Source organism: Paenibacillus sp. 10L310 (assembly GCF_056395745.1).
This window is the reverse complement of the sequence record NZ_JBFTKC010000024.1, coordinates 41,197-67,952: the sequence shown is the minus strand read 5'-3', so window position 1 is coordinate 67,952 and position 26,756 is coordinate 41,197. Positions and strand designations below refer to the sequence as shown.

At 44.4% G+C, this 26,756-nt stretch carries 22 protein-coding genes and 1 pseudogene; 17 read left to right on the top strand and 6 right to left on the bottom strand.

Annotation, left to right across the window (positions count from 1 at the left end; all coding sequences use genetic code 11):
- Window positions 1-371: 371 nt before the first annotated feature.
- From yycF to AC1DE7_RS28545, 5 genes are all read left to right on the top strand, one after another.
- Complete coding sequence (yycF, locus tag AC1DE7_RS28565; protein ID WP_017691453.1) at window positions 372-1,094, top strand: response regulator YycF; 723 nt, start codon at window positions 372-374, stop codon at window positions 1,092-1,094.
- Window positions 1,094-2,944: a cell wall metabolism sensor histidine kinase WalK gene (walK, locus tag AC1DE7_RS28560; RefSeq protein WP_036671863.1), complete on the top strand. Its 1,851-nt coding sequence runs from the start codon at window positions 1,094-1,096 to the stop codon at window positions 2,942-2,944. Before yycF ends, walK begins: the two co-directional genes overlap by 1 nt.
- Window positions 2,928-4,208 (top strand): YycH family regulatory protein, encoded by a 1,281-nt coding sequence (locus AC1DE7_RS28555; protein ID WP_477535683.1) that lies wholly within the window; start codon window positions 2,928-2,930, stop codon window positions 4,206-4,208. The genes walK and AC1DE7_RS28555 overlap by 17 nt, the downstream gene beginning before the upstream one ends.
- Before the next feature lie 272 nt (window positions 4,209-4,480).
- Window positions 4,481-5,224, top strand: coding sequence for a two-component system regulatory protein YycI (gene yycI, locus AC1DE7_RS28550; protein ID WP_047841111.1), 744 nt, complete (start codon window positions 4,481-4,483; stop codon window positions 5,222-5,224).
- Window positions 5,225-5,230: 6 nt separating this feature from the next.
- The gene (locus AC1DE7_RS28545; RefSeq protein WP_036671861.1) at window positions 5,231-6,037 is read left to right on the top strand and encodes an MBL fold metallo-hydrolase; all 807 of its coding nucleotides are present in this window, start codon (window positions 5,231-5,233) and stop codon (window positions 6,035-6,037) included.
- On the opposite strand, the gene AC1DE7_RS28540 is transcribed toward AC1DE7_RS28545, so the two are convergent.
- On the bottom strand, window positions 6,006-6,218 hold the full coding sequence (locus AC1DE7_RS28540) for a hypothetical protein (RefSeq protein WP_036611899.1): 213 nt from the start codon (window positions 6,216-6,218) through the stop codon (window positions 6,006-6,008). The genes AC1DE7_RS28545 and AC1DE7_RS28540 overlap by 32 nt on opposite strands.
- 754 nt (window positions 6,219-6,972) lie before the next feature.
- Between AC1DE7_RS28540 and AC1DE7_RS28535 the strand changes: the two genes are divergently transcribed.
- From AC1DE7_RS28535 to AC1DE7_RS28500, 8 genes and pseudogenes are all read left to right on the top strand, one after another.
- On the top strand, window positions 6,973-8,250 hold the full coding sequence (locus tag AC1DE7_RS28535) for a S1C family serine protease (protein ID WP_076320179.1): 1,278 nt from the start codon (window positions 6,973-6,975) through the stop codon (window positions 8,248-8,250).
- A 294-nt stretch (window positions 8,251-8,544) separates the two neighbouring features.
- Window positions 8,545-9,069 carry a hypothetical protein gene (locus AC1DE7_RS28530; RefSeq protein WP_051449799.1) on the top strand — a complete coding sequence of 175 codons (525 nt, stop codon included), beginning with the start codon at window positions 8,545-8,547 and terminating at the stop codon, window positions 9,067-9,069.
- Window positions 9,070-9,443: 374 nt separating this feature from the next.
- The gene (locus AC1DE7_RS28525; protein ID WP_339284914.1) at window positions 9,444-10,415 is read left to right on the top strand and encodes an MBL fold metallo-hydrolase; all 972 of its coding nucleotides are present in this window, start codon (window positions 9,444-9,446) and stop codon (window positions 10,413-10,415) included.
- A gap of 206 nt (window positions 10,416-10,621) precedes the next feature.
- On the top strand, window positions 10,622-10,789 hold the full coding sequence (locus AC1DE7_RS28520) for a CxxH/CxxC protein (RefSeq protein ID WP_017691462.1): 168 nt from the start codon (window positions 10,622-10,624) through the stop codon (window positions 10,787-10,789).
- 679 nt (window positions 10,790-11,468) lie between these two features.
- Window positions 11,469-11,948, top strand: coding sequence for a 23S rRNA (pseudouridine(1915)-N(3))-methyltransferase RlmH (gene rlmH / locus AC1DE7_RS28515; protein WP_339298685.1), 480 nt, complete (start codon window positions 11,469-11,471; stop codon window positions 11,946-11,948).
- A 387-nt stretch (window positions 11,949-12,335) separates the two neighbouring features.
- Window positions 12,336-12,747: pseudogene (locus AC1DE7_RS28510) on the top strand (helix-turn-helix transcriptional regulator); the annotation flags it as partial.
- An 86-nt stretch (window positions 12,748-12,833) separates the two neighbouring features.
- Entirely contained in the window at window positions 12,834-13,814 is a 981-nt protein-coding gene (locus AC1DE7_RS28505; RefSeq protein WP_340983816.1) for an ABC transporter substrate-binding protein, read from the top strand.
- A 66-nt stretch (window positions 13,815-13,880) separates the two neighbouring features.
- Window positions 13,881-14,246 (top strand): cupin domain-containing protein, encoded by a 366-nt coding sequence (locus tag AC1DE7_RS28500; protein ID WP_026010820.1) that lies wholly within the window; start codon window positions 13,881-13,883, stop codon window positions 14,244-14,246.
- A 580-nt stretch (window positions 14,247-14,826) separates the two neighbouring features.
- On the opposite strand, the gene AC1DE7_RS28495 is transcribed toward AC1DE7_RS28500, so the two are convergent.
- The gene (locus AC1DE7_RS28495) at window positions 14,827-16,851 is read right to left on the bottom strand and encodes a right-handed parallel beta-helix repeat-containing protein (RefSeq protein WP_477535682.1); all 2,025 of its coding nucleotides are present in this window, start codon (window positions 16,849-16,851) and stop codon (window positions 14,827-14,829) included.
- Between the two features lie 275 nt (window positions 16,852-17,126).
- Between AC1DE7_RS28495 and AC1DE7_RS28490 the strand changes: the two genes are divergently transcribed.
- Both AC1DE7_RS28490 and AC1DE7_RS28485 read left to right on the top strand, forming a co-directional pair.
- Window positions 17,127-18,212, top strand: coding sequence for a 5-methyltetrahydropteroyltriglutamate--homocysteine S-methyltransferase (locus AC1DE7_RS28490; RefSeq protein WP_477535681.1), 1,086 nt, complete (start codon window positions 17,127-17,129; stop codon window positions 18,210-18,212).
- Window positions 18,213-18,239: 27 nt separating this feature from the next.
- Window positions 18,240-19,730 carry an aldehyde dehydrogenase family protein gene (locus tag AC1DE7_RS28485; protein ID WP_477535680.1) on the top strand — a complete coding sequence of 497 codons (1,491 nt, stop codon included), beginning with the start codon at window positions 18,240-18,242 and terminating at the stop codon, window positions 19,728-19,730.
- 221 nt (window positions 19,731-19,951) lie between these two features.
- Here the strand turns inward: AC1DE7_RS28485 and AC1DE7_RS28480 are convergent, their stop codons facing one another.
- Window positions 19,952-20,404: a HEAT repeat domain-containing protein gene (locus AC1DE7_RS28480; protein WP_253504582.1), complete on the bottom strand. Its 453-nt coding sequence runs from the start codon at window positions 20,402-20,404 to the stop codon at window positions 19,952-19,954.
- 91 nt (window positions 20,405-20,495) lie between these two features.
- Complete coding sequence (locus tag AC1DE7_RS28475; protein ID WP_477535679.1) at window positions 20,496-21,467, bottom strand: YndJ family transporter; 972 nt, start codon at window positions 21,465-21,467, stop codon at window positions 20,496-20,498.
- Window positions 21,468-21,681: 214 nt separating this feature from the next.
- Here AC1DE7_RS28475 and AC1DE7_RS28470 point away from each other — a divergent pair, with 214 nt between their 5' ends.
- Window positions 21,682-22,350, top strand: a complete 669-nt coding sequence (locus AC1DE7_RS28470; protein ID WP_477535678.1) for a DNA alkylation repair protein — start codon at window positions 21,682-21,684, stop codon at window positions 22,348-22,350.
- Between the two features lie 86 nt (window positions 22,351-22,436).
- On the opposite strand, the gene AC1DE7_RS28465 is transcribed toward AC1DE7_RS28470, so the two are convergent.
- Window positions 22,437-22,982, bottom strand: coding sequence for a DUF6199 family natural product biosynthesis protein (locus AC1DE7_RS28465; RefSeq protein ID WP_477535677.1), 546 nt, complete (start codon window positions 22,980-22,982; stop codon window positions 22,437-22,439).
- Window positions 22,983-23,138: 156 nt separating this feature from the next.
- On the bottom strand, window positions 23,139-23,765 hold the full coding sequence (locus AC1DE7_RS28460; protein ID WP_477535676.1) for a hypothetical protein: 627 nt from the start codon (window positions 23,763-23,765) through the stop codon (window positions 23,139-23,141).
- A 609-nt stretch (window positions 23,766-24,374) separates the two neighbouring features.
- Between AC1DE7_RS28460 and AC1DE7_RS28455 the strand changes: the two genes are divergently transcribed.
- Window positions 24,375-26,480, top strand: a complete 2,106-nt coding sequence (locus AC1DE7_RS28455) for a 5'-nucleotidase C-terminal domain-containing protein (RefSeq protein WP_477535675.1) — start codon at window positions 24,375-24,377, stop codon at window positions 26,478-26,480.
- The last annotated feature ends 276 nt before the right edge of the window (window positions 26,481-26,756 follow it).

Below are 26,756 nucleotides of genomic sequence, written 5' to 3'. Positions count from 1 at the left end.
AGCCTCTTTCTTCGTTTCTTCACTATATTGATTAAAAGTTTGGCCCTTTTTCGCTGGCATAGCAAAAATCCCCTCCGGTTTTCAGTGTTGAGTTCATTTTAACATGATCTCTTTTTTTCACTGTCTACCTTGAGGGGATAATACCAGTTGGCTATAATGCTGGCCTTGTTTTTTGCTGCTGTAAAAAATTTTCAGATGAAAGACCTTCCAACCCTCCGATCGGGATGTGACGGTGCTTCAGGTATGTTAAACTAGAGAGTATAAACAACAAACTAGAGAAACAAATCAAGTAGGCTTGGTACAAGCTAAACATAGAAGAGAGATATAAACGCTAACGCGGATTAAGCAGGATATAGGGGTGAACTTAGCCGATGCAGGGGAAGATTTTGGTGGTGGACGATGAACAGCCCATCGCGGACATTCTGAAGTTTAATTTGGAAAAAGAGGGTTACGAGGTCATCTGTGCATTTGATGGCATTCGTGCGGTTGAATTGGCGTTATCCGAGAAACCGGACCTGATGCTGCTGGATCTGATGCTCCCGGGCAAGGACGGTATGGATGTCTGTCGCGAGGTGCGCGCTCATCTGGAGATGCCAATCATTATGCTTACCGCCAAAGATGGCGAGATCGACAAGGTGCTCGGACTAGAATTGGGTGCGGATGATTACGTGACGAAGCCATTTAGTACGCGTGAGCTGCTTGCACGGGTGAAGGCACAGATGCGCAGACGGCAAAAACTTGCGATTACGGCAGAAGCGCATGAAGACGAAGAGAAGCAGGTCATGCGGCTGTTTGATCTGGCGTTTGATATGGACATGTATACGGCTTATAAAGGCGGAGAACCGCTTGATCTGACCCACCGTGAATACGAACTTCTCTATTATATGGCGAAGCATTCCGGCAAGGTTATGACACGGGAACATCTGCTGCAAGCGGTATGGGGATATGAATATTTCGGTGATGTACGTACCGTGGATGTCACGATCCGTCGTTTGCGTGAGAAGATTGAGGAGAATCCGAGCAAACCGGAAACGATTCTGACTCGCCGCGGGCTCGGTTATCTCGTGCGCAGTGCCAAAAGCGTGGGGATATAATGGGCCGATTCGCGCGATTTTCGTTCTTCCGAACGATTCAGGCGAAATTGATAATTATCTATGTACTGCTGATTCTGATTGCGATGCAATTGATCGGGGTTTATTTTGTGAGCGCGATGAAGAACTCACTAACGAGCAACTTTACGGAAGACTTGCAGGCGCGTGCGGAGATGCTGTCGGTTCTCGTGGGGGAGACGATGGCTGGTGGAGAAGCAGAGGCTGGCGAGGACAAAACGGAAAATCTGCGTGTGCTGGTGAACAACCTGTTCAACATTAACGGTGCCGAGATTCAGGTGCTGGATGCCAGCGGCAAGGTACTCACGACCTCGCTAAGTTCACATTCGGACTATGTGGGTCGCAAAAACACCCAGACCGTCGTCAGCCGTGCGCTGCAAGGCATTCGGGACAATGAGGAATATATCGTGGACGAGGATAATGTTCGCAAAAAGGTCGTCGCCAAGCCGGTGCTGTCCGGCGGCAAGATCATTGGTGCGGTCTACATCGCGGCATCCATGAACGAGCTGTATTCCACGATGGAGGGAATCAACAAAATCTTTATCTCCGGCATTTTGATTGCCTTGGTGCTAACGGCGGTACTTGGCGTGATCTTGTCTCATACGATAACGCAGCCGATTAAGGAAGTGACTCGGAGAGCGACAGCGGTCGCAGAAGGTAACTTCGATCAGCAGACACCTGTATTTGGCACGGATGAGATTGGTCAGCTCAGTCGGGCTTTTAACTATATGACCAGTAGGCTTCGGGACGCACTTTCACTGAATGAAGAGGAGAAGGAGAAGTTGACTTCCATTCTGACGAATATGAGTGATGGTGTGGTGGCTACGGATGAGTACGGTAAAGTCATTCTCGTAAACCGTCGTGCCAGCAGCATTCTGGGTATGCATCCTGCGGATATTGAAGGAAGACACTTCGCTATATTACTCGGTATTGATCCGGAGGATGCGGAAGCTCTCGCGAGTGGTTTCACAGGTTCAACGTTGTTGCAGATTGCACCCGCAGGACAAGAAGAACCTGTGGTCATTCGGATGACGTTTACACCAGTTCATCGACGTGAACGGGGGATCACGGGAACGATTGCCGTACTTCAGGATGTTACGGAGCAGGAAGAGCTTGAGGCATCCCGGCGTGAATTCGTAGCCAATGTATCCCATGAACTGCGTACACCACTGACCACGATCAAGAGTTACGCGGAAGCACTGGATGACGGTGCACTGGAAGATCCGCAGCTTGCCGGTCGTTTCGTTGGTGTTATTCAGAACGAGACGGAGCGAATGATACGACTGGTTACGGATCTGCTGCATCTATCTCGGCTGGATTCCAAAGAGGCTTTGCTACGTAAACAGCCAACCGATATCCTGGAAATGCTGGAGGAAGTGACGGATCGATTCTCGTTTCAGATGCATCAGAAGGATATTCAGCCTGTGCTGTCTGTAGAGAATGATATTCCGGCTGTTCCGCTGGATCGTGACCAGATTGATCAGGTGCTGGATAATGTCGTATCCAATGCGCTGAAATATACATTGGAAGGCGGCACCATTACGATTGCGGCTAGACGCAGTGATGAACACGCACTTGCCATCTCGGTATCGGATACCGGAATGGGTATCCCACAGCGCGATCTGGATCGCATTTTTGAGCGGTTTTATCGGGTGGACAAGGCTCGTTCCCGCAGTATGGGAGGCACAGGGCTAGGACTGTCCATTGCCCGGGAAATTGTGAAGGCACATGATGGAAGCATCTCTTTGGAGTCTGAAGTAGATGTGGGAACGACAGTAACGTTCACACTGCCGATGCGTGAGAAAGGGGGTGAGCACCGTGAAGGAACGGATTAAATCCTTGGTGCTTGCTGCCCTTGTTGTAGCCAGTCTGGTTCAGAGTTATTTTCTGATCTACCGTTTGCCCGGAGGCGGGGATTCCATTGTGACGTCAGAAACGAATTATGTGAAGACGGAAAATATGGGTCAGGAACGCAATATTGAAGAATTGATCTTCCCTGATCAGATGATTATTCATCTGGGTGAGGATAAACATACGGTGTTTTACCCTGGCAATACGTTCTATCAGTTGATCTATTCACGGTTACAGGGGCGGGCGTTCGATGATTTTCAGCGCCGCAGTGTGCAATCGATGAACTGGGATCAGATTCGTAAGGAGAACCCTGGGTTTGAGCTATCGTTCAAAGAAGGTATTCCCGTAGCATTGTTACAGCGGGTGATGAGGCTTGGGACGGATTCCTTGTTCCAAGGGGAGACCATTAACCGAATCTCGATCTATACGTCCAAAAATGAAACGAAGGCCCATGCGCTGTTCTTCAGCGCCAAGGGAGACGTGGTATACGAAGCAACGCAGGCGGACCTGACAGTACAAGACGTGCAACAGCATGTTGACTTCGGTACGAACTGGACGCCATATACGCTGATGGATGGCGGGTATTATATCCCGGCCGAAGCTCTGGAGACGATTGAGGCAAATGTGCCGACAGGGCAGTTCACGGTTGAGCAAATGCAGCGTAGTCTGTTTTTCGATCCAAGCATGACCCGGAATATCCGGGAAAAAGATGGATCGGAGATCTACACGGATAGTAAACGTAGTCTGCAGGTAAAACAGGAACAGCGCTGGATCAGTTACACCGATCCGGCGGCACCGCCTGCGGGACAGAGTGATCCCGCGAAGGATGCGTTGTCTGCGGTTGACTTTGTGAATCAGCATGGTGGCTGGAAAGGCAGGTCACGCATGATGCTGGAGACCGCTGACAGCAAGACGCAGCTTGAATTCCAGCAGTATTATGGCAGCTATCCGATTATGGATTCCATGCAGTTCCGCTTTGGCACGATCAGCATGGAGATGCAGCAGGAGACGGTATCCAGCTATGAGCGATCACTGGAATACCTGAACGAAGGTGCAGAGACGAAGAAATCGGTAAAGTTGCCTGGCGGAGACAAGCTGAAGGCTCTTATTAAAAAGGTAGCAGGTGAGAATCGCCAGGTTGTGGATGTCTACCCAGCATATCGTCCTTCTTCAATTGAGGACGGACTAAAGCTGATTCCGGTATGGGTGATCCGCTTTGGAAATGGTGAGGAAACTACCGTATCTTGATAGGTTATAGTCTTTGAACCAAAGAGTAGCTGTACTTTATCACTACGCGTGCAGAATAACCTTCCGATCGCTGTTACCCCCAGATTTCTTGAATTCCCTTTTAACACGGGAGAAATCTGGTGGTAAAGGCGAACGCTCCGCTTCTTCAGGTTATTTCTGCCCTCTCCGTTATCGTATAGCTTTAAGTTCAAAGGCTATAAACGGCCAGTTCCGGTGGAAGGTGTAGGCAACTTGAGAAAGTATTGCAAGCAGCTAAGTTAGGGGGGGATGTTTTGGATTGGGGACGGGCAAAAAATGTGTTGATCTATGCCTTTCTGCTGCTCAATCTGGTGCTGGGATACCAGATCTGGATGGATGCGCGAGAGACGGCCGGAGCCAATCTGGACTTCACCTCACTGGCAGATAATACACAGCAGGCGATGGAAGAGAAGGGCATTCAGGTGCTGGCTCCGATTCCAAATGAAACGCCAAAGCTGCCGAAGTTGTCCTATGAGTTCATTGAAGAGGACAGGGCTGGCGTGGATATGGAACTGGAACAGCCTGTAGATAGCAAGTTAATCTTCTCTCAAAGTGAGCTGGAAGATGCATTAGAGCGTGAGATTCCACAGATCGGGACATACCGGCTGGATCAGCTGATGGCCGAGGATGGGGCTTTTGTGCTTCACCCACTAGTGGATGGTAAATGGCCGCTCTTCAATGTGAGTCTGGAGCTATTCTACAGCGACCAGAAAATAACGGGTTACCGTCAGACTCCAGTGCGGATTACAACCGCAGAGGAGAGCGATCAGCAGGTGCTTCCGGCGTCGAAGGCGCTGGGAACGCTGATCGAGAACTTTTTGCCAAATGATGCAATTGTCAAAGATATTCAGCTGGGCTATTACGGCCAGTTGTTCAATTCAGATATACAGGTAGCGATGCCGGCATGGCGGTTCGTGCTGGAAAGTGGCGAAGTGTTGTACGTGCAGGGCATCAGTGGGGATGTATTCAGTCCCAAGACAGACAAACCAGGGGAGTAATGCGTTATGGGGATATATTTTACCGTGTTATCCAGCGGTTCGACAGGTAATGCCACAGTCATACAACATGGGGGTACCTCTCTCATGATTGACGCGGGTCTTAGTGCGAAGCGATTGGATGCACTGTTTCAGGAAAGGGAGATTTCTGGGGCAGAATTGGACGGGATTCTGGTTACACATGAACATTCCGATCACATTAAAGGACTAGGCGCGATGTCTCGGAAATATAATTTACCAATCTACGCGAATCTGAATACGTGGGCGGCACTGGAGAAGTCGGTTGGGGCGATTCCAGAGGAAAACCGGAGGGTATTTGAGACGGGTGAAAAGCATGATTTTGGGTCACTGCGCGTGGAATCCTTCGGGATCTCGCATGATGCGGCTGAGCCGGTAGGGTACACATTCGATGATGGTACGGAGAAGCTGTCTGTTGCAACTGATCTTGGGTACATGAGCGACAAGGTTCGCGATGCGATCTCCGATTCTGACGTGCTGGTGCTGGAGGCGAATCATGATGTCGAATTGTTGCGTATGGGGCGTTATCCGTGGAACACCAAGCGCCGGATTTTGAGCGACATTGGGCATTTGTCGAACGAAGCGGCAGGGGCAGCGCTTAGTGAACTGATGAACGGACGCATTAAGCGCACGTATCTGGCACATCTTAGCCGGGATCATAATATGATGGACTTGGCGAAAATGTCGGTGCGCGACGCGATGGAGAGCCGTGGATGCTTTTATCGGGATCATGAGTTCAAACTCTGTGATACGTATTACGACCGTCCTACGCCATGGGATAGGGTGGGTGAGCCATAAAGCTGTCCAGTTCGGCGGCTTTGCGCTCGACTTCCTCGCGGGTTAGGATGCCTTTATCAATAAGCAGTTCAATGATGGTGCTGAGTGCAAGGGTGTTGCGATAGTGTTCTTCCTTGAGATCGGCCAGCTTGGCCGCCATATGAACTTCATCCATGGCTGTGAGTGTACGTGTGCGATCCATATATATCCTCCTCTATGAAGCTTTGAATTGTCTTTTACTATTATTGTAGTCAGGCTTGATGGAAAACATTCCTCTTTTTGCCGCTAACATTTGTGTGATGAGACGTGTATGCTGAACCTGTGACTATGCAGGGGTGAAAAAGTTCTTCAAATTTGCCAAAATGGCGCTTAGCGGACCGGATTTTGTGGTGATAGATACTATGGACCTTTATTGTTAAGCGCGTTATAGCGGAAATTTGCTTTAATTTTCGTAAATATGCAACTTTTTGTGATTTGACGTGTTTAGTATATGAGGAGCATTGTGATTTTGGCTGTTTTGCGTGTGAAATGGCATGTCATAGAATGCGAGAGCATGATTGATAGAGTCACTGACAGAATGGCGTGTCCGTTCTGTTGTACATAGACGCTGTATCTTGATTTGATGCCGGGATGCGGCGATATGCAAGACCATTTTTTAAAATTGCAAAAAAGCATGGGAAACCGTTGGAGTCTTCACGTAACGAAGACGACAGAAGAAACCTGAAGAAACAGAGTGATCGCCTAAATGCTTTCTGAAAGAAAGCTGGTTCGGAAGCATACGCTAGGAACAAATTTTTACCTTGGAAGAGGGGATCAAAAAAATTTGTGAGTAACAGCGATCGGAAGGTTCGTCTGTTGGCGGAGTGGTGTATGTGAGAACTCCATCGTTGATCCATGCGACAACTTAGGCGGCAGTCAGGGTCTTGATGCGTGACAACGAAGGGGAGAGGATCACGATGGGATTGTTTGGAGACGATTTTTATTCAACCAAAGTATCAAGACGCGCCGAACCTGAACAGAAAGGCAAACTTCAGATCATCCGCCCTGGAGGCAGGGCACGTGGACGTGACCGCTGGAGTAATCCGCGCAGATCGCGTACGGGAATCAGTTCCACAGTGAAGGTAGCTGTGATTAGCTCGGTGATCAGCTCCATCGTGACCGTCCTGCTGTTTAGCTTCATCACACAGCCCGCTTCGTTACCGCTGGCTAATGCTACGGGGAATGGTGGTGGAGGCGGTGCACAGACAGCGCAGGCAGCTGATCCATACGATCGGATTATCCAGGCGGCAGCCCATGTTCGTCCTTCCGTGGTGAGCATTGTGAACCATAAAACGGGTAGCAGTCTGTCGATGGAAGATTCGGCGCTGGGCTCAGGGGTCATTTTCAAAAAGGAAGATGGCAAGGCCTACATCATGACCAACCACCACGTCGTGGAGGGTGCGAGTGATCTGGAGATTGTGACCGTAGATGGGGAGACACACAAAGCGAAGCTGGTCGGTAAAGACCGTGTAAGTGACATTGCTGTATTATCCGCAGAAGATAAAGGGCTGGGTGCAGTCGCGGAAATTGGCGATTCCAGCAAACTTCAGCGCGGTCAAACGGTGTTGGCAATCGGAAACCCACTCGGTCTGGGCGGTACGCTGACATCCGGTATTGTCAGTTACACGGATCGTATTCTACCGGTATCGATTAATCAGGACGGAGTGTACGACTGGGAGCAAAACGTGATCCAGACGGATGCGGCGATTAATGAAGGTAATAGCGGCGGTGCTTTGGTCGATTTGAACGGCAAAGTGGTCGGCATCAACACGATGAAGATCTCGGATACGGGCGTTGAAGGTCTTGGCTTCGCGATTCCGATGAACGAAGTGATGAAAACGGTAGATTCCCTGCTACTGAACGGTAAAGTATCTCGTCCATACCTCGGCGTGTACACGGTCGATCTGAGCAACCCTTATGCACCACTGGATGACGAGCAGCGTAAGGATCTGAAGCTGCCATCTCATGTGGACAGCGGTGTGGTTGTGCTGGAAGCATCCGGTCCGGCATCTGAAGCAGGTATGAAGCTGAATGACGTCATTACGGAATTTGACGGGCAAAAAATTACCTCCACGCTGGATCTACGGAAATATCTGTACGATGAGAAGAAGATTGGGGACACGATTGAAGTGACCTTCTACCGGGATGGCAAAGCTGAGAAAGTATCGGTGAAGCTGACGGATAAACCGGAGTAAGGGGAGCCTAACGAGCCCATACTGTTGCGTGGATTGAAATAGGGAATGCTAGAAGAGTGATCAGATCAACTGACCACTCTTTTTTAGTTATTATGAGTGGACTTGTTCATTCGACAGTAAATGAGTAGATCAACCATTTTTATATTCTCATGATCAGTTAGACCCGGAGCCAAAGGAGCAGATACATAAGACTTGTGCTGTGGTAAACTGTTGTCAATATGTTGGAGACGGTCGCTGATGCAATAACATCTGTTTGTCGATCTGATTTTATTCAGAATGGAAGGGGTATTTCTAATGAAACATTTGAAGAAAAAGATGCTTGGGGGAACGAGCTTGGCGCTGTCGCTGTTTGTGCTGTCGGCCTGTGGATCTGAGGTAGCTACGACAGGAGCATCTGTAGATACAAGTGCTCTGCAAGAGAAGATTGCAGGGCTTGAGAAGAAACTGGTGGAGCAGGGAGCCAAGAGCGTTGAGCAGGAGCAAAAGATCGCAGCACTTGAGACCAAGTTGAATGAGTTGAGTACAAGTGTGATTGCGGTAGGTGAGGCTGGTGGTCAAACGCCTGTAACATCGGGAAACAACGGATCGGCCGGGAAAGGCGATGGGGTGCTGATTACCTTTGCCCAGTATGAGAAGCTTGAGGTTGGCATGTCGGTGGGAGATGTCATCGAGATCCTCGGCGGCGAAGGTGAAGCACTGAGTGAAGCGGAGAATATGGTGGTTTACAACTACAAAGGTACAGCTGGCAATGGTGCCAATGCTGTTATTGCTTTTCAAGGCGGGAAGCTGTTGACGAAGGCGCAGTCGGGATTGAAGTGAAATTAGTATTGGACATGAAGAGTCTGAATCTTTGGAATAAAGCGTATTACAGGGTTAGGGGAAGTTAAATGGGGGACCAATCAGAAAATTCTGGTTGGTTTTTTTGTTGTTTTTATAAAGTTTGTGAGTAGCGGAAAAGTTATTAGAAGTAGATTTTTTGAATAATAACTTGACATTCGTAGTTATTTGTAACTATAATCATTACATTATAGAAGTTGTAACTGTATTAGTTACATATAACGATTTGAAGGGGGATTCAGTCGAAGCAATTGTATAACCAGACTATAGGATGGTTTAAAAAATTAACGGAATTGGCTGCTAGATGCATTGATATGGATGAATGGCAGCGACATAAAGAGAGGGAGATCAATTAAATGTTTATTAAAAAATCATCAATGGGCGTTATGCTCGTTCTATGTTTCATGTTAATTCTGAGTGCTTGTGCGGGTACAGCAAGTAAAACCGAAAATGCGGAAGACTCTTCATCCAATGCTACTAGTGCTGGAAATACAAAGAGCGAGGAAACAAACACACCAGCGGTGGAGCTGAAAGTGACTACCTATAATCCTGGGGAAAACAGCATTTTTGGCGTTTCATCAAACCTGATTGAAGGTCCAACTGAAATCGTGCTCGTTGATGCGCAGTTCCAAAAGAATGATGCCGAGCAATTGGTCAAAATGATTAAAGAAACGGGTAAAAAACTGACCGCCGTATATATCAGCCACAAGGACCCGGACTATTACTTCGGTCTAGCGGTAATTCGTGAGGCGTTCCCTGATGCAAAAATCGTTGCAACTCCAGCAACGGTGGAAGGAATCAAGGAAACAATTCAAGTGAAGAATGACTATTGGAATCCGATTCTGAAAGAAAATGCACCAACTGCACAGATTGTTCCGGACGTCCTTGACGGTGCTCAAATGACTGTAGATGGAGAAGCCGTAGAGATTATTGGTCTAGATGGTTCCGATCCGTCCCATACGTTCCTGTGGATTCCTTCCATTAAGACTGTTCTTGGTGGTGTTCCTGTCTACGAAAATTCGCACGTTTGGATTGCAGATAACCAAACGCCAGAGAGCCGTGACTACTGGCGCCAATTGCTAGACCAAATTATTGCATTGAATCCAGAGCGAGTGATTCCAGGTCATTACCTGGGTACCAGTGCCGGGGATATATCGAGTGTTACATTCACCCGTGATTATATTGCTAAATTTGAAGCAGAGGCAGAGACAGCCAAAGATTCTAAAGAACTGATTGCAGCCATGGAAAAAGCATATCCGGACTTTACGAATACAGGCGATCTGGAGACGAGCGCTCAGGTAATTAAAGGCGAAATTTCTTGGCCTTAAGTAGAACGATGGACTTCTAGAAACGGTATAAGTAAAAGGCAAACATCCTTATCCTGTTAAGTGGGAGGGATGTTTTTGCTGTCATTAGGCGTGTAGGGGTTTCTTTTCGGCGGCAGGTGTGATAGAACTGAGAAGTGGCTATCCTGTAATGGGATACGCGGTTGTGAATCGGGAACATAGCTGGTTACAGAAAGGATGCTTAACGGATGTACGTTGTATGCAAAGAACACGTGGACATTGCCATCGACATGTTTGTCGATGAGTATGAGGACGCTCCAGATATCGTTGATCTGAAGGAGACGGAATTTGCCGACTGGGACCCGCCTGCGAAATGCGCCGAGTGCGAACAGCACGCGGAATTCCTCGTCGTTTAGCGTACTGTAGGATTTAGACGGCCGGAGGCGTGACTTAAGGTGGCGCTTCGGGCTGACTTTCCATCCGGTATGAACATCACAGCAAGAAGCCAAGGAGAGCGTGATGAGCGCTCTTTTTGTCTTTGTGTGGGGAATTGGTGTGGTTAGTAGGTAGCGTGGAACTGGGGCGAGGTTCGTAGGGGCTGACGGGGGAGTAGGCGAGAGTAAGAGAAGATTAAGGTAGGTAGATGCCGAGTTCCGAGTTGGGAGGGAGCTCAGGTTGTAGCAGCGGTGCGAGGTGTGTAGGTAATAGAAAAGTAAGCCCGAGCATGGGAGAAAAGTGACGTTGGGTAACAGCGACGTGGGTAGGGATGGAGGCTTGGCTGGCTGAGTAGCTCTAACGAACCGGAGAAGCCTTATTCGGGGAAAAGACCGCCTGGTTGAAATCTAACGAATCGTAGACACGTTATATTACTGAAAAGGCCTCGAAAGTGGTGGGGAGTGCTCGGTTGGTGCGGAATAGCGTGTTTCAGATTCGTTAGATTTTAAAGTAGCCGAGATGGGGCTGATTAAGGTGTGTGGAGTTCGTTAGAGTTTGGAGAAATGTGTAGTATAGGTATAATACAGTTGGAACGAACGATGCGATGAAGCATCTTACTTATAGAATATCTCGCAAGATAATTTAGGAGGAATGGTTGATATGTTTATTCAGATTATTGGCGTAGGCAAATTGAAGGAAAAATATCTCACGCTGGGCATCCAGGAATATGCCAAGCGTCTCGCCCCGTACATCAAGTTTCAGATGATCGAGGTCGCAGATGAAAAGGCGCCCGACACCCTGAGCGAAGCTGAGGTGCGGGCGGTAAAGGAGCGCGAGGGTGAACGCATCCTCGCGCATGTGAAGAGCGAGGCGCATGTTGTCGCGCTCGCATTGGATGGCCAGCTCTGGAGTTCCGAGGAGCTGGCAATGGAAATCGACAAGCTCGGCACGTATGGGACGAGCCATGTCGTGTTTGTCATTGGAGGAAGCCACGGGCTCTCCGATGAGGTGTTGCGCCGCGCGAAGCAGCGCTTGAGCTTTGGGCGCATGACCCTGCCGCATCAGCTTATGCGGCTGGTACTGGTAGAGCAGATTTATCGCGCGGTGAAGATAAATCGGGGGGAACCGTATCATAAATAGTGGTAAAGCGGTAATGGTCACATTAAAACAATGAGCCAAAGCTATGTAGTCTTGGTTCAAAATTAAGTAGTGGCTACAGTCGTATAACGACTGTAGCCTTTTTTTAATATTTTTGTGAATAAGCATTAATTTCTCGGAATGCTTCAGGTAGATAATTGCACTTATAACACCATATTCATATCAATAGTATAACCAGAATTCTTAATTCCTTAGCTACTGCAATATGCCATGCTCTGTGCGGCAGGGGGGCACGATCGACCCTGTTTCTAGCCTCCCCGTTCAACTCTGGCAGGGTTGAAGCAAAATGTAGTTGGCATTGGATTGACCCTGCCGCCACTTTTTCCAAAAATATTCGCTGATGCCAACAAGATTACTACAAGTCATCGATATCAAAACCTTATGCTATTTCGTGACATGCTGAATGAAGCCTTAGTATGTGTTGATAATAGGCAAAATAGTTGTGAATCGCATACTTTATTCGAACGGGTAACTAATTATATTCATGAATATTATTATCAAAGCCTTACAATCGCATCGCTTGCAGAACAACATAACGTTAATCGAAATCGACTTTCTTACATATTTAGAAGACATGCAGGTATGGGACCAGCAGAATATTTATTAAAATATCGTATAAATGCGGCGCAAGAAATGCTATTTACGAGTGATGCGCCTGTACAACAAATTGCGCAAACGGTTGGAATGGCTGACCCCTTTTATTTTAGTAGAGTGGTTCAAGAAACAATGTGGCATTTCTCCTACTGAATATCGAGAGAAGTTCATCAATAATCCATGCTAATTTCAACATGCATCCATTCTAATCTAAAAATTACTTTACTATAATAATGGTTAACTAAAGAAACCATTATGTTGGAGGAATTTCGTATGCAGAAGATTAAAGGACTGCTAGTCTCAATGCTATTATTAGCAGGCATACTAGCAGGTTGTAATGAAGCACCTGCTGAAAATAAAGGATCAACTAAAAAAGGCGTATCTACATCAGCAGTTAATTTAGATGCAACTGATTGGCCGAGAACATTTAAGGATGCCTTAGGTAAAGAAATTGTTATCAAGAAAAAACCAGAAAAGATAGCCTCACTATGGTATTTTTATCCTGAAATATTAGTTGCATTAGGTGAACCACCTGCTGCTTCGACTGAAAAAGAGTATCTATCTTCTTTATCTTATTTAAAAGGAAAGCTGGATTCAGCTGAAGAATTAGGCGATAAAGTGTCTCCTAGTATTGAAAAAGTTTTATCTATTAACCCTGATTTTATTTTAGCAACAGAGCATCATGAAGCAGTGTATGATTCACTAGATAAAATTGCGCCAGTCATTACGTTAAAATACAAGGACATCTATGAAGATTGGCAATATGGACTCCGTACAGTAGCCGAGATTATTGGTAAAGAAGACGAAGCAGAGAAAGTAATTGATAAAATGATGAAAGAAATCACAACTGGGCGTGAAGTATTAAAGTCGATGGAAGGAGAGACAGTAGCACTTATATTGTCTTGGGATGGAAAAACTTTTAATGTTCTAGGTGAAGGAAATCCGGTCTATAAAATTGCGTTTGATAAAGAAAAGGGACTGGGGCTTACACCAGATGATACATATACAGGTGCTAATAATGAATTTACTACGTTTGAAGGAATGTCAACTATTCAAGCAGACCATATTTTCCTTATAGGTGACATTACAAAAGAGGAACAATTAATGAATGGCTTAAAACAAAGTAATGTATGGAATGCTATGAATGCCGTAAAGAAAGGCAATGTCTATTTAATGGATAATTCTGCTATTACTGGTGGGCCATTAGCTACTGAATATGCTATGCAAAATATATTAACTGCCTTGCGTAAGTAGATAATGGTTAGCTCTTGCCTATTCACTGTAAGTAACTTGAAGGTCAAAAAATAAGGAGTGATTACTATCCATTACCAAGCGATTAATCTAAATGAGAAACTATCTGAACTTAACGATCTTTGGTCTCTGAAAGTCATTGGTGAAATGAATGACTATCAATTTAAACTCATTAAGATTGCCGGGGAGTTTGAATGGCATAGTCATGAAGAGACCGATAAGGTATTTATGGTGATCGAAGGGGAGATGATCATTGATTTTCGTGACGGTCAGGTTAAAATCTCCAAGGGTGAGATGATTGTTCTCCCGAAGGGGATCGAGATGAAGCCTTCCGCCGAAAAGGAATGCCATATCATGTTGGTGGAGCCTAGAAGCATAGTAAACAATGACGGTACTGAGTCAGAATTAACTGCAGCCAATGATACTTGGATCTAGTGTTTGTTACTAGTACGAACTCAATGTATGAGAAAATGGTTCACTTGACATTCCCACGGCTAAAGCCGCAAGGTCACTAACGTGACTGGGATTCTTGGCAGAAAATTGGGCTATCCACTTACCTGAATGTTTTGTGATACGGAGTGTACCGAGTCTGGGCTAGCACGACCTCACTATCCATGACACTTCGGCCACCCTGTACGGTCACAAGAATGGTTCCTTGTGCCAATTCATGTGATTGATGAAGCGGTAAAACATATTTGGGATGGCTCGATTACTAATGTAGTTTACGATCCTAAGACTGTCAGATTGGTCGATCTTGCTCAGTGGAAATTCCATTTTTAGCCCTTGTCTCTACAATGAAGGGCACCCAATCAGGGTGTCCTTCATTTCGCTCTATAAATGTTACGGTGAACCGTAACATTTATAGAGCGAAAATTTTTTGATGAAAACAAAGCTCACCCTAAAGAAAAAAGAGCATCGTTCGCCAATTAAAAACCTTTATCCCGATTAGCGGAATAGAGGCTTTACACACAAAAAGATCCAATCACCTGAAATGACTGGACCCTCAATCATAAACTTAAATTTCAAAATCAATCTTACCCTTTTGGGTTATTTCAAAGGGACCAGGTGTGACAACTGCATCGGTTCTCTTTGATCCGAAGAAATCGGAGTCAAAATGATATGGACTACTGTCCGGCTCCTCAAACTTCATGTTGGCGTGATAAGTCTTTCCAAGCATATCCGTGGTAACTAACATTGCAGTGGTTCCCCGAAGCAATTCGGGATCATGGATCTGAATGTGCACTTTGCCTAGTGCAGGATTTATCTCAATATTTACACCCATCTGTGCAACTATCTTCGCTTGGGATTCGTGACGACTTGGAACCGCATCGTTAAGAAATACATTGCCACCCATAGCCACCGGAAGAACGGCATTGCCTATAAAGATATCCTTCGCCGCATCGCCAAGCTCAAGAAGCTCCTCTTTGGTGTATTCCCACCATTTTTTATCTTTCACATCAGGATGTTGATCGTAGCCGCCAAGTCCTACAGCATGCAGATAACATATGGAATTGTCCGGAACACCATCCATGACGGTCTTCCCGTCCTCTCCAACTTCATCCCTTGGTTTAAGTGGAAGATGTTCAAAAAAGGTGATGGGCACAGGCTCCTTATTAGGATCGTTGTCACCTATAAAGATATTGTTGTAGTACCTGTCATCGCCTCCAGTGATATTGGAGTATCCGGCCATGGCCGTCTCGTGGGGGAAATGATATGGCGTAATACGAGTAATTTCGGAACGAACTACAAATCGGCCTGCAAACAAATTATGAGCAAATGCCCCGCCCTGAGCCATATTTCTGAAATTTATCGGAGAGAGAAATAGGTTATGATCGACCATATACGGACCATGGCACACCTCAACGAAGAGGTCTTCTGAAAGATTGTCAAAAAATACATTACGGCTGATGCGAGTGCCCTGTGCCTGCCAGTCCAGCCAAAGCGCACGGTAACAGCTATACATTATATTTTCGCTAATTTGAGTATCCAGTGAAGCATGAAGCTTAATTCCCGCTACTTCGGCACCATGTCTGAGTCGTTTGTGGTGAATATTATAAATACGGTTCTGATAAATGTGGCTGAAGGCTGCTCCCATATGACCCACAATACCTGCCTGTTCACAATCATGAATCACATTACCTCGAACTGTGTGACTGCCGATGTTATCTTTATGCCAGCCGGAGCGTAATGCTTGTAAAATAACCTCCTGCTCGCGTTGAGTACCACCTTTACTATGCTTCTCCAAAGACTTGGTGTGCCCTGTACCGATTTCGGTACCCAGGCTAATACCAACGCATTTGGATTCACTGATTATATTGTTTTCAATAATCCAGCCCTTGCTCCAGTGAGGTCCAATCAAACCTTCCTGGTAGTCTGTAGGTGGCGCCCATTGGGGGGAGGCTTGACGAAGAGTAAAACCGCTTACGGTAATGTAGTTAATTCCCGGTTTCACAGGCCAGAAGCAATAAGGACGTACATTAATTTCTACATTTTCCTTACAAGGGTCTTTTCCACCAAAGTTGGCCCAGATTTTTGTTGTTGTAGAACCAACCTCGGCATACCATTTTAACAATGAATCCTTGGGATACTTGGCTCCGGACCAAACTTCAGGATTGTGAACGCTTTCAATACTATCGCATTCATACAATGATTTGCCATCCAAATAGACATCGCCGAGATGAATTGGGAAGGGCCCGTCAAACAACCAGTCTCCACTGAGCTCTACCTCATAGGGATTGCGAACGGAAAAGAGGGAATTGAGCACTTCTGTGCTCCAAACATGGTCTCCTTCAGACTTCCAGTTGGTAATCCGCTCAGCTCCTGTAATCACGACTTCCCCGTCTCCTGCGGATCGATATACGATTCTATGCTCCGCTGTTCCTCCATTAGCCGGGTTAACCCATTCCCTGTATACTCCCGCATGAACAATAACTGTATCACCGGCCATGGCATGAGCCGCAGCGCGTGATATGGTACGAAGGGGTTGATCCGCTGTTCCTTTTCCTTGATCATTCCCATGGTTGGATACATGATATTCCATAACAACTCTCCTTCTATTTTAAAATGTTTGTTGTATCCCGTTATTATACTAGAAAATAATTATAATGGCAGAGATAGGAAGGCAGTTGTTAGGTTAAATTGATACTGATATAAGGTAAACCACATCCACTACCCTATGAGGTTGTGGTTTTTTGCTTTTTGAGGTCTTCTAGTTATTGTTAAAAGCTATGACTAGCCATGCTTTTTTCATATAACAAGCATTCCTTTTCATCATGCTATACTCATTAGACTAAAAAGTTAGAAGGAGAAATAAATATGATACCTTTTCGTAATGATCATGTAGGTAGCTTTCTACGTCCTGCAGATTTAAGTCAGGCACGTGAACAATATAAATCAGGCAACATCACATATGAGGAATTAAGAGCTGTGGAAGATAAAGAGATTATTCGAATTATTGAAAAGCAAAAGGAAAATGGCGTATTGGCAGTTACGGATGGTGAATTCCGTAGAAGCTGGTGGCATTTTGATTTTCTGGGTGGCTTGGATGGCGTAGAGTTGTATGAGCAAATAGACGGACCAAAATTCCATAATATGCAAACGCGCAAGGGTGGGATTCGTGTTGTTGGTAAAGTTGATTTCTCGAGTCATCCCTTTGTTCAGGATTTTGAGTTTTTGAAAAAGCATGCAGGTGACGCTGTGGCGAAACAGACCATTCCAAGTCCCAACATGCTTCTATATCGATTGGAGAATGACGCTAATATCTATACGGACCGAGAGCAATTCCTTCAGGATACGATTGCGGCGTATCAAAAAGCAATTCAAGCCTTCTATGATGCGGGTTGTCGATACCTGCAATTAGATGATACAGCTTGGGCAGACCTGTTCTCAGAAGCTGGTCACGATAAGTTACGTGCTAAAGGTCTGGAACCGGCGGAAGAGTTGAAAACGATGCAGCGCATGATTAATGAATCCTTGTCTCATAAACCAGCAGATTTAGTGGTGACGATGCATATTTGTCGTGGTAACTATAAATCGAACTATTTCTCAACGGGTGGTTATGATTACGCTTCTGAAGTTATCTTTGGAGGCTTAAACGTAGATGGATTATTTTTAGAGTTTGATGATGAGCGCTCAGGTGGTTTCGAGCCATTAAAATATGTGAATCGAAAAGATTTGAAAATCGTGCTTGGTTTACTCACATCAAAAACAGGCGAGTTAGAGGATAAAGAACACATTAAAGCTCGGATTGCAGAGGCGGCAACCTATGTTCCACTTGAGCAACTATGTTTGAGTCCACAATGTGGTTTTTCGTCTACAGAAGAAGGCAATATTTTAACGGAAGAACAACAATGGCGTAAACTTCGTTATGTTAAGGAAATTGCAGAAGAAGTTTGGAATTAATCCATCTAAATAACGGAGGGATTCAAAATGACGATCCAAGCAGACCAAGAGACAATTATAGTTGAAGCGTTCATTAATGGTCAAAATGTAAAATCCCTTTCGCAGGTAACAAAAGAGAATCCGACAAACCCAACTGAGATCGTAGGTTATTTCCCTGTCACTACGAAAGAACAAGCGGTTGAAGCGATTGAAGCGGCCGCAGGGGCTTTTAAAACATGGAAGCAGACCCCCATTGATGAACGCATTATGATGATGCGCAAGGCGATCGAGAAGATTAGAGCAGCTGAGAATGAAATTGTACATTTGCTGTCTAGAGAGCATGGCAAGCCCCTGTATGATGCACACGGTGAAATTTATGTTTCCTTAATGTGGATGGAGTTTGCTTGTAATGAAGCTAAATCGGCTCTACAGGAAGAGATCAAAGAGCATGAGAATGGTAAAACGATTCTTTCCTATGATCCCATTGGTGTGGTGGCAGCAATTAGTCCATGGAACTATCCCATTGCTTTATCTACGATTAAGATCGCTCCTGCCTTACTTGCGGGTAACACGATTGTGCTTAAACCAAGTCCATATGCTCCACTGGCGGCAGCGAAAGTGGCAGAGATTATTGCGAGTGAGTTCCCGGCTGGTGTAATCAATGTCGTTCATGGTGATGCGGATGTGGGCGTTGAACTGACTAGTAATCCTCTTGTTACGAAAATCGCCTTTACAGGTGGAACCGCAACAGCTAAGCATATTATTAAAGCGGCTTCGGAAACGATTAAGGATATGACGCTTGAGCTTGGTGGTAATGATGCGGCTATCTTCTTGGAAAGTTTTGATGTTCATGATGAGCGAGCAATGCGTCGGATTGTCATTTCTAATTTCTTGACAGCAGGCCAGATCTGTATGATCGCCAAACGTGTGTATGTACACCGTTCTATTTATGATGAGTTTGTGGAAAAATATATAGAGGCGGCTAATCGCTGGATTCGAATTGGTGACCCATTTGATTCAAATACGACAGTAGGTCCGGTTAATAACCTGAAGCAGAAAAATTATGTGCTTGGTTTGGTTGAAGATGCGCAAAAGCGTGGGGCTAAGGTCATCCCTCTCGGTCAAATTCTTGATCAGAAGCTGTTTGAACAAGGTTACTACCTACAACCTACGCTTGTCTTAGGTTGCGATGTTCATGATCCGATTGTAGTGGAGGAACAGTTTGGCCCTACGGTTCCGATTCTGCCATTTGACGATGAAGAGCAGGTTATTCATCTACACAATGAAAGCATATATGGATTGACGAGTTCTGTGTGGGGGAAAGAAGAGGATGCCATCTCCGTCGCACGTCAACTCGAAGCTGGAACGACAATGATCAATACAGCTGCTGTGCAGGGGCTCGACGTTCGGTTCCCTTTCGGTGGGGTTAAGCAATCTGGTATTGGCCGTGAATACGGCGCCGAAGGCATCCGCACGTATACAGAAAAACATGTCATCAACGTTCCAAAGACACTGGATCTTCCTTATATACCAGAGTAAATGGTATAGAGGTTGTTCAAAAAGGCTCTAACTTTGCGCTTTGTTTACTGATTTTTAAGAATCAGTAGACAGGGCGTTTTTTTTGTCAGATCAGTTTGACAGTGGTGACTTTTTTAGAGAGAAAATACCCCCACATCTGATGGAGGTGACGCTGAAAAAATAAAGAAGCCACTCCATTGATGGAGTGGCTTGATACTCAGTTATTATACGGTGAACGGCGGTTATCTTCTACCTAGTGTCTCCCAAATGCCATGGAGCCAGGAGTCGAATTCAGCATCTTTGTCGCCCTCGTAAGTATCATAAATATCCAGACGTGTCTTTTGCAGTTTTTCCTTGAATTGCTCAAATGTGTGACCTTCAGGAAGGCTTTTTTTAATCCGCAGCAAAATTTTGTTAGTACCTTTAAACAGCTCACCTTTGTTTTTGGCAGGCATTTGTACATCTTCATCCAACTGCTTGAGCTTTTGGTATGCGGCTTCGCGCACTTGAAACACTTGATCATTTTTCAAAACATGCTGCAGCAATTTAATGGTAGGGGCTGTATTCCAGTTCCCTAATTCGTTCACCGCATTTAGTCTTTCTCTCCAGCTTGACGTCCGGTTAGCCGCTCGTTTGAGCTCTTCAAAGTTCTCCGGTAGTTCGTTAACTGCTCCAATATCATGGTTGTTCGTCAAAATTCAATCTCCTTAATCATCGCCATCTCGGCAGAATGATGAATGTTATTTATGTGATCACTATTATAGCACGAACCTGACTAAACTACTCCTATGAAGCCGATTGGTTAGCCTTTTCCTTAATGAAGTCCACCATATACACCCAACCAATCAGTCCACATAAGACAAAACCAAACGCATGCAAAGATCCATAAATGGGAATAAAATCGAGTATGGTTAAGGAGTACATATTTTTCAGTAACGGATAGAAGATGGAAATGACAACAACTGTGTAAAAGGCTAGACAAGAAAGGCCTAAGAAAAAGGCTGCCTTAATATCCAAAGCATTTTTCCTCAAGTAAGTAAGGAGATAAGCGGTGTAAACCACAATATTACAGGCGAACAAAGTGACACCAATGTATTCAATTGGCTTGGAGAAAATCATACCAATAGCAATCAAGATTGGTCCGATGATATCGATGGCAACGACCCAAGGATACCAGCTTTTCTTCGTCATGATGCGTCCCAGTGCACCAATAAAAATCGGAACGATCGCAGATGAGAAATGAAAATGGAGCGAGCTTAACGCGTGCGTTGAAGGATTAGCTTGGAAGAGGTTCAATTGATATTGATATAAGGTAAACCAAATGCCCCCGATAAAAAAATAAACGAGCCCCGCACCAATCGCTATTTTAGCTGCTTTTCCTTTAGAGATTACAATCGTGGTCAAGCCATAGATGCCAAGCAGCAGTGTGAACAGTAGCCATCCAAGAGACAGAATTCCTGGGATTTCCGTACTTTCTAACCCCCACATCTTATTACTCATTACCGACGCCAGGGTAAGAAGCGCAGCGGGAAATTGAAGCCATTTCATAGCAACATAAATCATTCGTTGATGTTTATTCTTTTCGTCATGGTTCAAAAGTAAAATCACAAGAGGTACAATGACAAAAGCCGCAAAAAGTAGAAATTTTTCAACAAGTTCGAATTGGAAGTAATCAAGGGAAAATATCAGAATGGTTATGATTCCACCGGGCACTGGTGCTAATAATGATTTCATTCGTTGCTTCAAGGAACTTTTCATGGGGTTTCCTTTCTAACTACGTTTATCGTAATAACTGCCTTTATCCAGTTGTGTTGCATTCTTTAGTATAGATTGGCAATTCTTCTTTTAGTAGTCTAACACATTTATTTGTCAATATATGAAAATAAGCTTATCTTACTGGGGTTGATGGAGTCATGGGAAATAGCCCTTCCGCTTTTCAAAGACTTTCGCGATAAAGGAGCTGTGGTATCAAATGAATAAGGATAAAAGTATAGAAATGAAATACTCTTCAAAAGCAGGGGACATTCTACAGCAGATCAATAGTAAAACTAAGCTAGGCGAATTACGAAAAATCGCAAAGGATATTAAAAAAGATCACGAACTAGCTATGGAACTTTGGTCGACCGAAGCGTTTTTGCCCAGACTATTAGCTATTTTAATTATGGATAAAAAACTTCTCTCACAAGAATTGCTCAATAAGTTTGATAAGGATATGCAGACTCACACTTTTGATGAGCGAAATAACTTAATGGATTGGTTAATGGCTAATCAGCTCACCAAAGACAAGAAGACCATTGCATTGATGGAGTCATGGGAAAAAAGTCCTTCTGCTCTTCAAAGGCGAGCTTTTTGGTATTATCAAGCGCGATTGAGATGGACCGGACAAACGCCTCCTGATAACACCGAGGACTTACTATCTGCAATTGAAGCTAGTATTACGCAGGAAGAGCCGGAAGTTCAGTGGGCTATGAATTTCATTGCAGGCTGGATAGGCATTTATGATCAAAAGTATCGTGCACGTTGTATTAAACTTGGTGAGAATACAGGTCTTTATAAAGATGAAATGGTATCAAAGGGTTGTACTCCTAATTATTTGCCAGAGTTCATTGCAATTGAAGTTAACAAACGAAATAAGAATTAGAAGCCTTAATATGGAAAAAAGGATCTGGAAGTAAGCTTCCAGATCCTTTTTGCTTGGAGGGCAATATCAAAAGTTTTATGACACTACTAATCACTATAATTTGTGTGAAACCAATTTTTTAACTCTTCGCTCAGTATCTCATACTCCTTCTCAGTAGCCTTCGGATGCAATTCGATTCCTCCAGAAGGTCCGAAAATAATGATGTCTAGGCTCGTTTCGTCTGTAAATGTAATTTTTCCAGCATTGTTCGATCCAAACACATCACCTGCATCAAAAGGTCTAAGTTCTGCATCTTGTATCATTTGGATAACCGTATTTTTTTCTTCCTCGCTTAATATGGTGGGATTAATCATGCCGATACTGATTTCTTTTACTTGCCCTGCATCAAGTTTCTCTTTAAATTGTTCTGCCCATTTGCTGTCCGCTCCGCTTCCTGTGGAGCAACTTGAAACGATCAGTATAAAACCGACAATCACCAAGACAATGCCTGAGATCCGTCCGGCACTTAGTGCTAAATCACTTGGCTCCGCATCTTTAAACTTCCATCCCAGTCGTATATACCAAGCAAAGTAAGGCCAAATTGCCATAATTATTCCTATGATTAAGACTACAACACCTATAATTCCTGTCAAACAATCACATCCTGTATATGTTAATTATTCTATTTACTACGATAAATACTTGTTAAAGTTTCTTGTATGTAGATATCTATCGCTACACATCAGCAATCTATCAACTTCCTTGGAAAACAAAAAAGAGCCACGCACCATGCGGCTCTCTAACTGATTTTAACGCCCGCCCGTATTGGAAGCCCAGACAGGAATCCAACTGTTAGGATAATAGTCATTGGTCAGGGTTGTGTTATAGAGAACTAAATTCCCATCACTTTGCATGACCAGTGTATCACCTGTTGTGTTAGCAGGTAAGCTGCCCCCGTGATGACCTGGAATCCATGAGGTGGTATTGGGAGACCATGCAGCTACCTGTACAGAAGTATCAATCATCAAAACTTTATCCCATCCCCAACCGGTGTAATATTCGAATTTACCTGTAGCCGGGTTGAAACCATAACGATAACCATATTGGTAAACGTCTTGATATTTCATGCCATATTTATACATGACAGGTTTCCCGTACTGTGATTCAAAATTGAACGAAAGAGCCCCACTGTTACTAGTTCCGCTACTCCAGAGAGAAGAACCGTTTTGATAGATAACAAAGTTCCCGTCATTTTGCCAGATGGCTGAGAACCTGCCATCTTGGGAGGTGAGATAGTCACCCTTCGCCATGCTTTGGCCGATCGTGAGTTTATCTCCAAGATAGCCAGCAGAAGCTGTTGCTGGTACGGCAAATGCAAGAATCAACAAGCAAGCCATAAGAACTCGAAAAGATCTGGGAAAAAGTCGTTTGTTCATTGGACACGCTCCTATTTTTCTTATAATGGTTAAAGTTAAATGCATAGAACAACAAATCCTTACAGCTATTGCATGTTTCTGCGTTGTATTCAGTCAGGAGCGGTGAGGTAACACGTCCCCATCTGGTGTAAAACGGGAACTAAGATCTAAAATGCTCCCAACGGTCACCTCCTTTAATAGAAGTGTGAAAATCTTTGATACATATTATGTAATGGTATGTGTGTGTTTTAGGAGATGGAAGCTAAGTGTTTTTTAGTAGAGGAGTTATATCATCAAGCGAAAATACATACTTTATTTTCCATTATAGCAACAAAAAATATAAAAGCCATATTTTTCTATATGAAATTTTGAATCTATTACTTACAACCAATGCGTTATAACTTCTCGTCTCCTGAGCTAGAAAAAAACCTATTATTCGCTTGAATAAATTGAAGCTAAACACTAATTTTGGTGCAGATCGAGACATAGGTATTCATCTCCTCTATCAATCTCTCAACTTTTTACACCCATTTTATATATTTAATGATTTTTATGAATTGAACTATGGTAAAATATCTCAGGATCTAAAATTGGAGAGGGGTTTTTTCATTCATGTTTTGGAAAAAAGTTTTGGGTAAAAGCACACTGCGTGTAGCTACCGCTGCACTATTACTCACGCAACTATTGGGCGCAGCAGGTTCTGTCTCTGCCGCAGGTAACGATGTAGAAGTACACTTGATTGGAATCAATGATTTCCACGGTCAGTTAGATACCACATCAATCGTGGGTGATAAGAAGGCAGGAACGGCTCCAATTCTAGCAACCTATCTCAAAGAAGCTCAAGCCAAATATGAACACTCCCTACTTTTCCATAATGGAGACTCTGTTGGTGCATCTGCTCCAGCCTCATCTTTGGATCGTGACGAGCCTACCATGGAATGGATGAATATGATGGGCTTCGATGTAGGGTCCTTAGGGAATCACGAATTCGACCAAGGTGTCGCTGCTTTAAAGGCACAGATCTTTGGTGGCCTTGATCCAAAAGAAGGTAAGGTAACGCATGCCGGTGCAAAATTTGATTACGTCAATGCAAACGTGATTGAAACTGCCACAGGAAAAACATTGATTAAGCCGTATGTGATTAAAGAAGTGGGCGGAGTCAAAATTGGATTTATCGGACTAGTGACGAAATCAACACCAGCCAAAGTATCTCCATCTGGGACAGCTGGCGTACGTTTCTTAAGCGCAGAAGAAGAAGTGGAAGCCGTTAATAAATATGCTAAAGAATTGCAAGACCAAGGTGTAGAAACGATCATTGTTTTGGCACATGATCCAGCAACAACCAAAGAAGGCGTAACCACTGGAGAAGCAGCTGATCTGGCAAAAGCTTTACCAGCGGATTCTCCTGTTGACGTTATCGTTGCAGGTGACAATCATGCTTTGGCTAACGGTGAAGTGAATGGAAAGTTGATCGTTCAAGCTTATTCCTATGGTACGGCGTTTGAAGATATCAAACTGATGATTGACCCTGCTACCGGGGATGTAACTGAAAAATCAGCGACTGTTACAACGACTTTCCAAGAGGGTGTAAAAGAAGACCCTCAATCTTTAGCTATTATTAAAAAATCATTAGACAAGCATCCTGAGCTGACGAAGCCAGTAGGTACAACGGACGGTTCTGTTACCCGTACAGATGCTTATAATAACGAAGCCCCTCTAGGCAACCTCATTGCAGATTCAATGCGTGAAGCAGACTTTGGGGATAAGGCCAGTGCTACTGACTTTGCATTTATGAATCCAGGCGGTATTCGTGCGGATCTGCCACAAGGCGATGTGACCTTTGCTGATCTTGCCAAAATCCAACCGTTTGGTAATACTCTAGTAAAACTTGAGCTGACTGGCGAACAGGTTAAAACCTTGTTGCAGCAGCAATGGGGTACCAATGCTGACGGTACACCTAATACCAAAACACTCCAAATCTCTGGTTTGAAATACACTGCAGATTTCAATAAGCCGGTCGCAGAACGTGTTACGGGTCTTAGTCTGGAAGATGGAACAACGATTGATCCTGCAAAAACATATACGGCTGTAGTTAACAACTTTATGGCTGCAGGTGGAGATAACTATAAAGTGCTGCTGGATGTTAAATCATCCCTGGCAGGTCCTATCGATCTGGATGTATTCTACCAATACATCGTAGACACGTATAAAGGCGGTAGCATCGAAGCTAAAAATGAAGGACGTATCACAAACCTGGCTGCATCTACCGAGCCAACAGAAACACCTGTAACAACAGAAGTCATTTCTCGTGCTGAATTTGTAAGTGCTCTGGTCGACATGTTGAAACTTAACGAAGTAGCTACAGCACCTGCATTCAAGGATGTTGCGGCTAATGCTGCATATGCAGATGCGATTTCTGAAGCTATGCACGCTGGATTCATTCAAGGTTTTGGTGGAAACTTCTATCCTGATCGGGATATCACACGTGAAGAAGCTGCTACCATTCTTGCTAAATTGGTAAAAGATCAAGCGACTGATAAAGAAGCTGCTACAATTATTGCTAGTTTCGAAGATGGTAAATCCGTGTCTGCCTATGCAATTAAACCTATGGCAAAACTGATTGACAAAGGTATTTTTGCTGGAACAGATAAAAAATCACTTCAACCTAAACTAGGTCTGACTACTATCGATGCAAAAGCATTAATTGAAAAAGCTGTTGCAGCAAAAGCTTCATAATGTAGAACTTATTCAAACTTTATATTAATAGGGGCTCTTCCTGACAAAGGAAGGGCCCTGTCTGCCATATGGAGTGTAGACGTGATAGACGATGTTCTGTCATTTACTTCGGGTTAAATCGACAAATCTATGTTTCTATGATAGGGTTGAAGCATCCCATAGGCATTCTACTCTTCGGAGTAGAGTGCCTTCATGTATATTATGGGTGCTTACATTAAATGTATTTTAAAATCAATTGGATCGTATATGGAGGTGGTGATGCTATGTTTCTCTCTT

What these genes read in the sequence shown, in the direction of transcription:
- AC1DE7_RS28535 (WP_076320179.1), top strand. Translation starts at nt 6,973, where the DNA reads ATGGGATTGTTTGGAGACGATTTTTATTCAACCAAAGTATCAAGACGC.
- yycF (WP_017691453.1), top strand. Translation starts at nt 372, where the DNA reads ATGCAGGGGAAGATTTTGGTGGTGGACGATGAACAGCCCATCGCGGAC.
- AC1DE7_RS28540 (WP_036611899.1), bottom strand. Translation starts at nt 6,218, where the DNA reads ATGGATCGCACACGTACACTCACAGCCATGGATGAAGTTCATATGGCG.
- AC1DE7_RS28545 (WP_036671861.1), top strand. Translation starts at nt 5,231, where the DNA reads ATGGGGATATATTTTACCGTGTTATCCAGCGGTTCGACAGGTAATGCC.
- AC1DE7_RS28490 (WP_477535681.1), top strand. Translation starts at nt 17,127, where the DNA reads ATGATACCTTTTCGTAATGATCATGTAGGTAGCTTTCTACGTCCTGCA.
- AC1DE7_RS28460 (WP_477535676.1), bottom strand. Translation starts at nt 23,765, where the DNA reads ATGAACAAACGACTTTTTCCCAGATCTTTTCGAGTTCTTATGGCTTGC.
- AC1DE7_RS28505 (WP_340983816.1), top strand. Translation starts at nt 12,834, where the DNA reads ATGCAGAAGATTAAAGGACTGCTAGTCTCAATGCTATTATTAGCAGGC.
- AC1DE7_RS28525 (WP_339284914.1), top strand. Translation starts at nt 9,444, where the DNA reads ATGTTTATTAAAAAATCATCAATGGGCGTTATGCTCGTTCTATGTTTC.
- AC1DE7_RS28530 (WP_051449799.1), top strand. Translation starts at nt 8,545, where the DNA reads ATGAAACATTTGAAGAAAAAGATGCTTGGGGGAACGAGCTTGGCGCTG.
- AC1DE7_RS28470 (WP_477535678.1), top strand. Translation starts at nt 21,682, where the DNA reads ATGAATAAGGATAAAAGTATAGAAATGAAATACTCTTCAAAAGCAGGG.
- AC1DE7_RS28485 (WP_477535680.1), top strand. Translation starts at nt 18,240, where the DNA reads ATGACGATCCAAGCAGACCAAGAGACAATTATAGTTGAAGCGTTCATT.
- AC1DE7_RS28475 (WP_477535679.1), bottom strand. Translation starts at nt 21,467, where the DNA reads ATGAAAAGTTCCTTGAAGCAACGAATGAAATCATTATTAGCACCAGTG.
- AC1DE7_RS28520 (WP_017691462.1), top strand. Translation starts at nt 10,622, where the DNA reads ATGTACGTTGTATGCAAAGAACACGTGGACATTGCCATCGACATGTTT.
- rlmH (WP_339298685.1), top strand. Translation starts at nt 11,469, where the DNA reads ATGTTTATTCAGATTATTGGCGTAGGCAAATTGAAGGAAAAATATCTC.
- walK (WP_036671863.1), top strand. Translation starts at nt 1,094, where the DNA reads ATGGGCCGATTCGCGCGATTTTCGTTCTTCCGAACGATTCAGGCGAAA.
- AC1DE7_RS28495 (WP_477535682.1), bottom strand. Translation starts at nt 16,851, where the DNA reads ATGGAATATCATGTATCCAACCATGGGAATGATCAAGGAAAAGGAACA.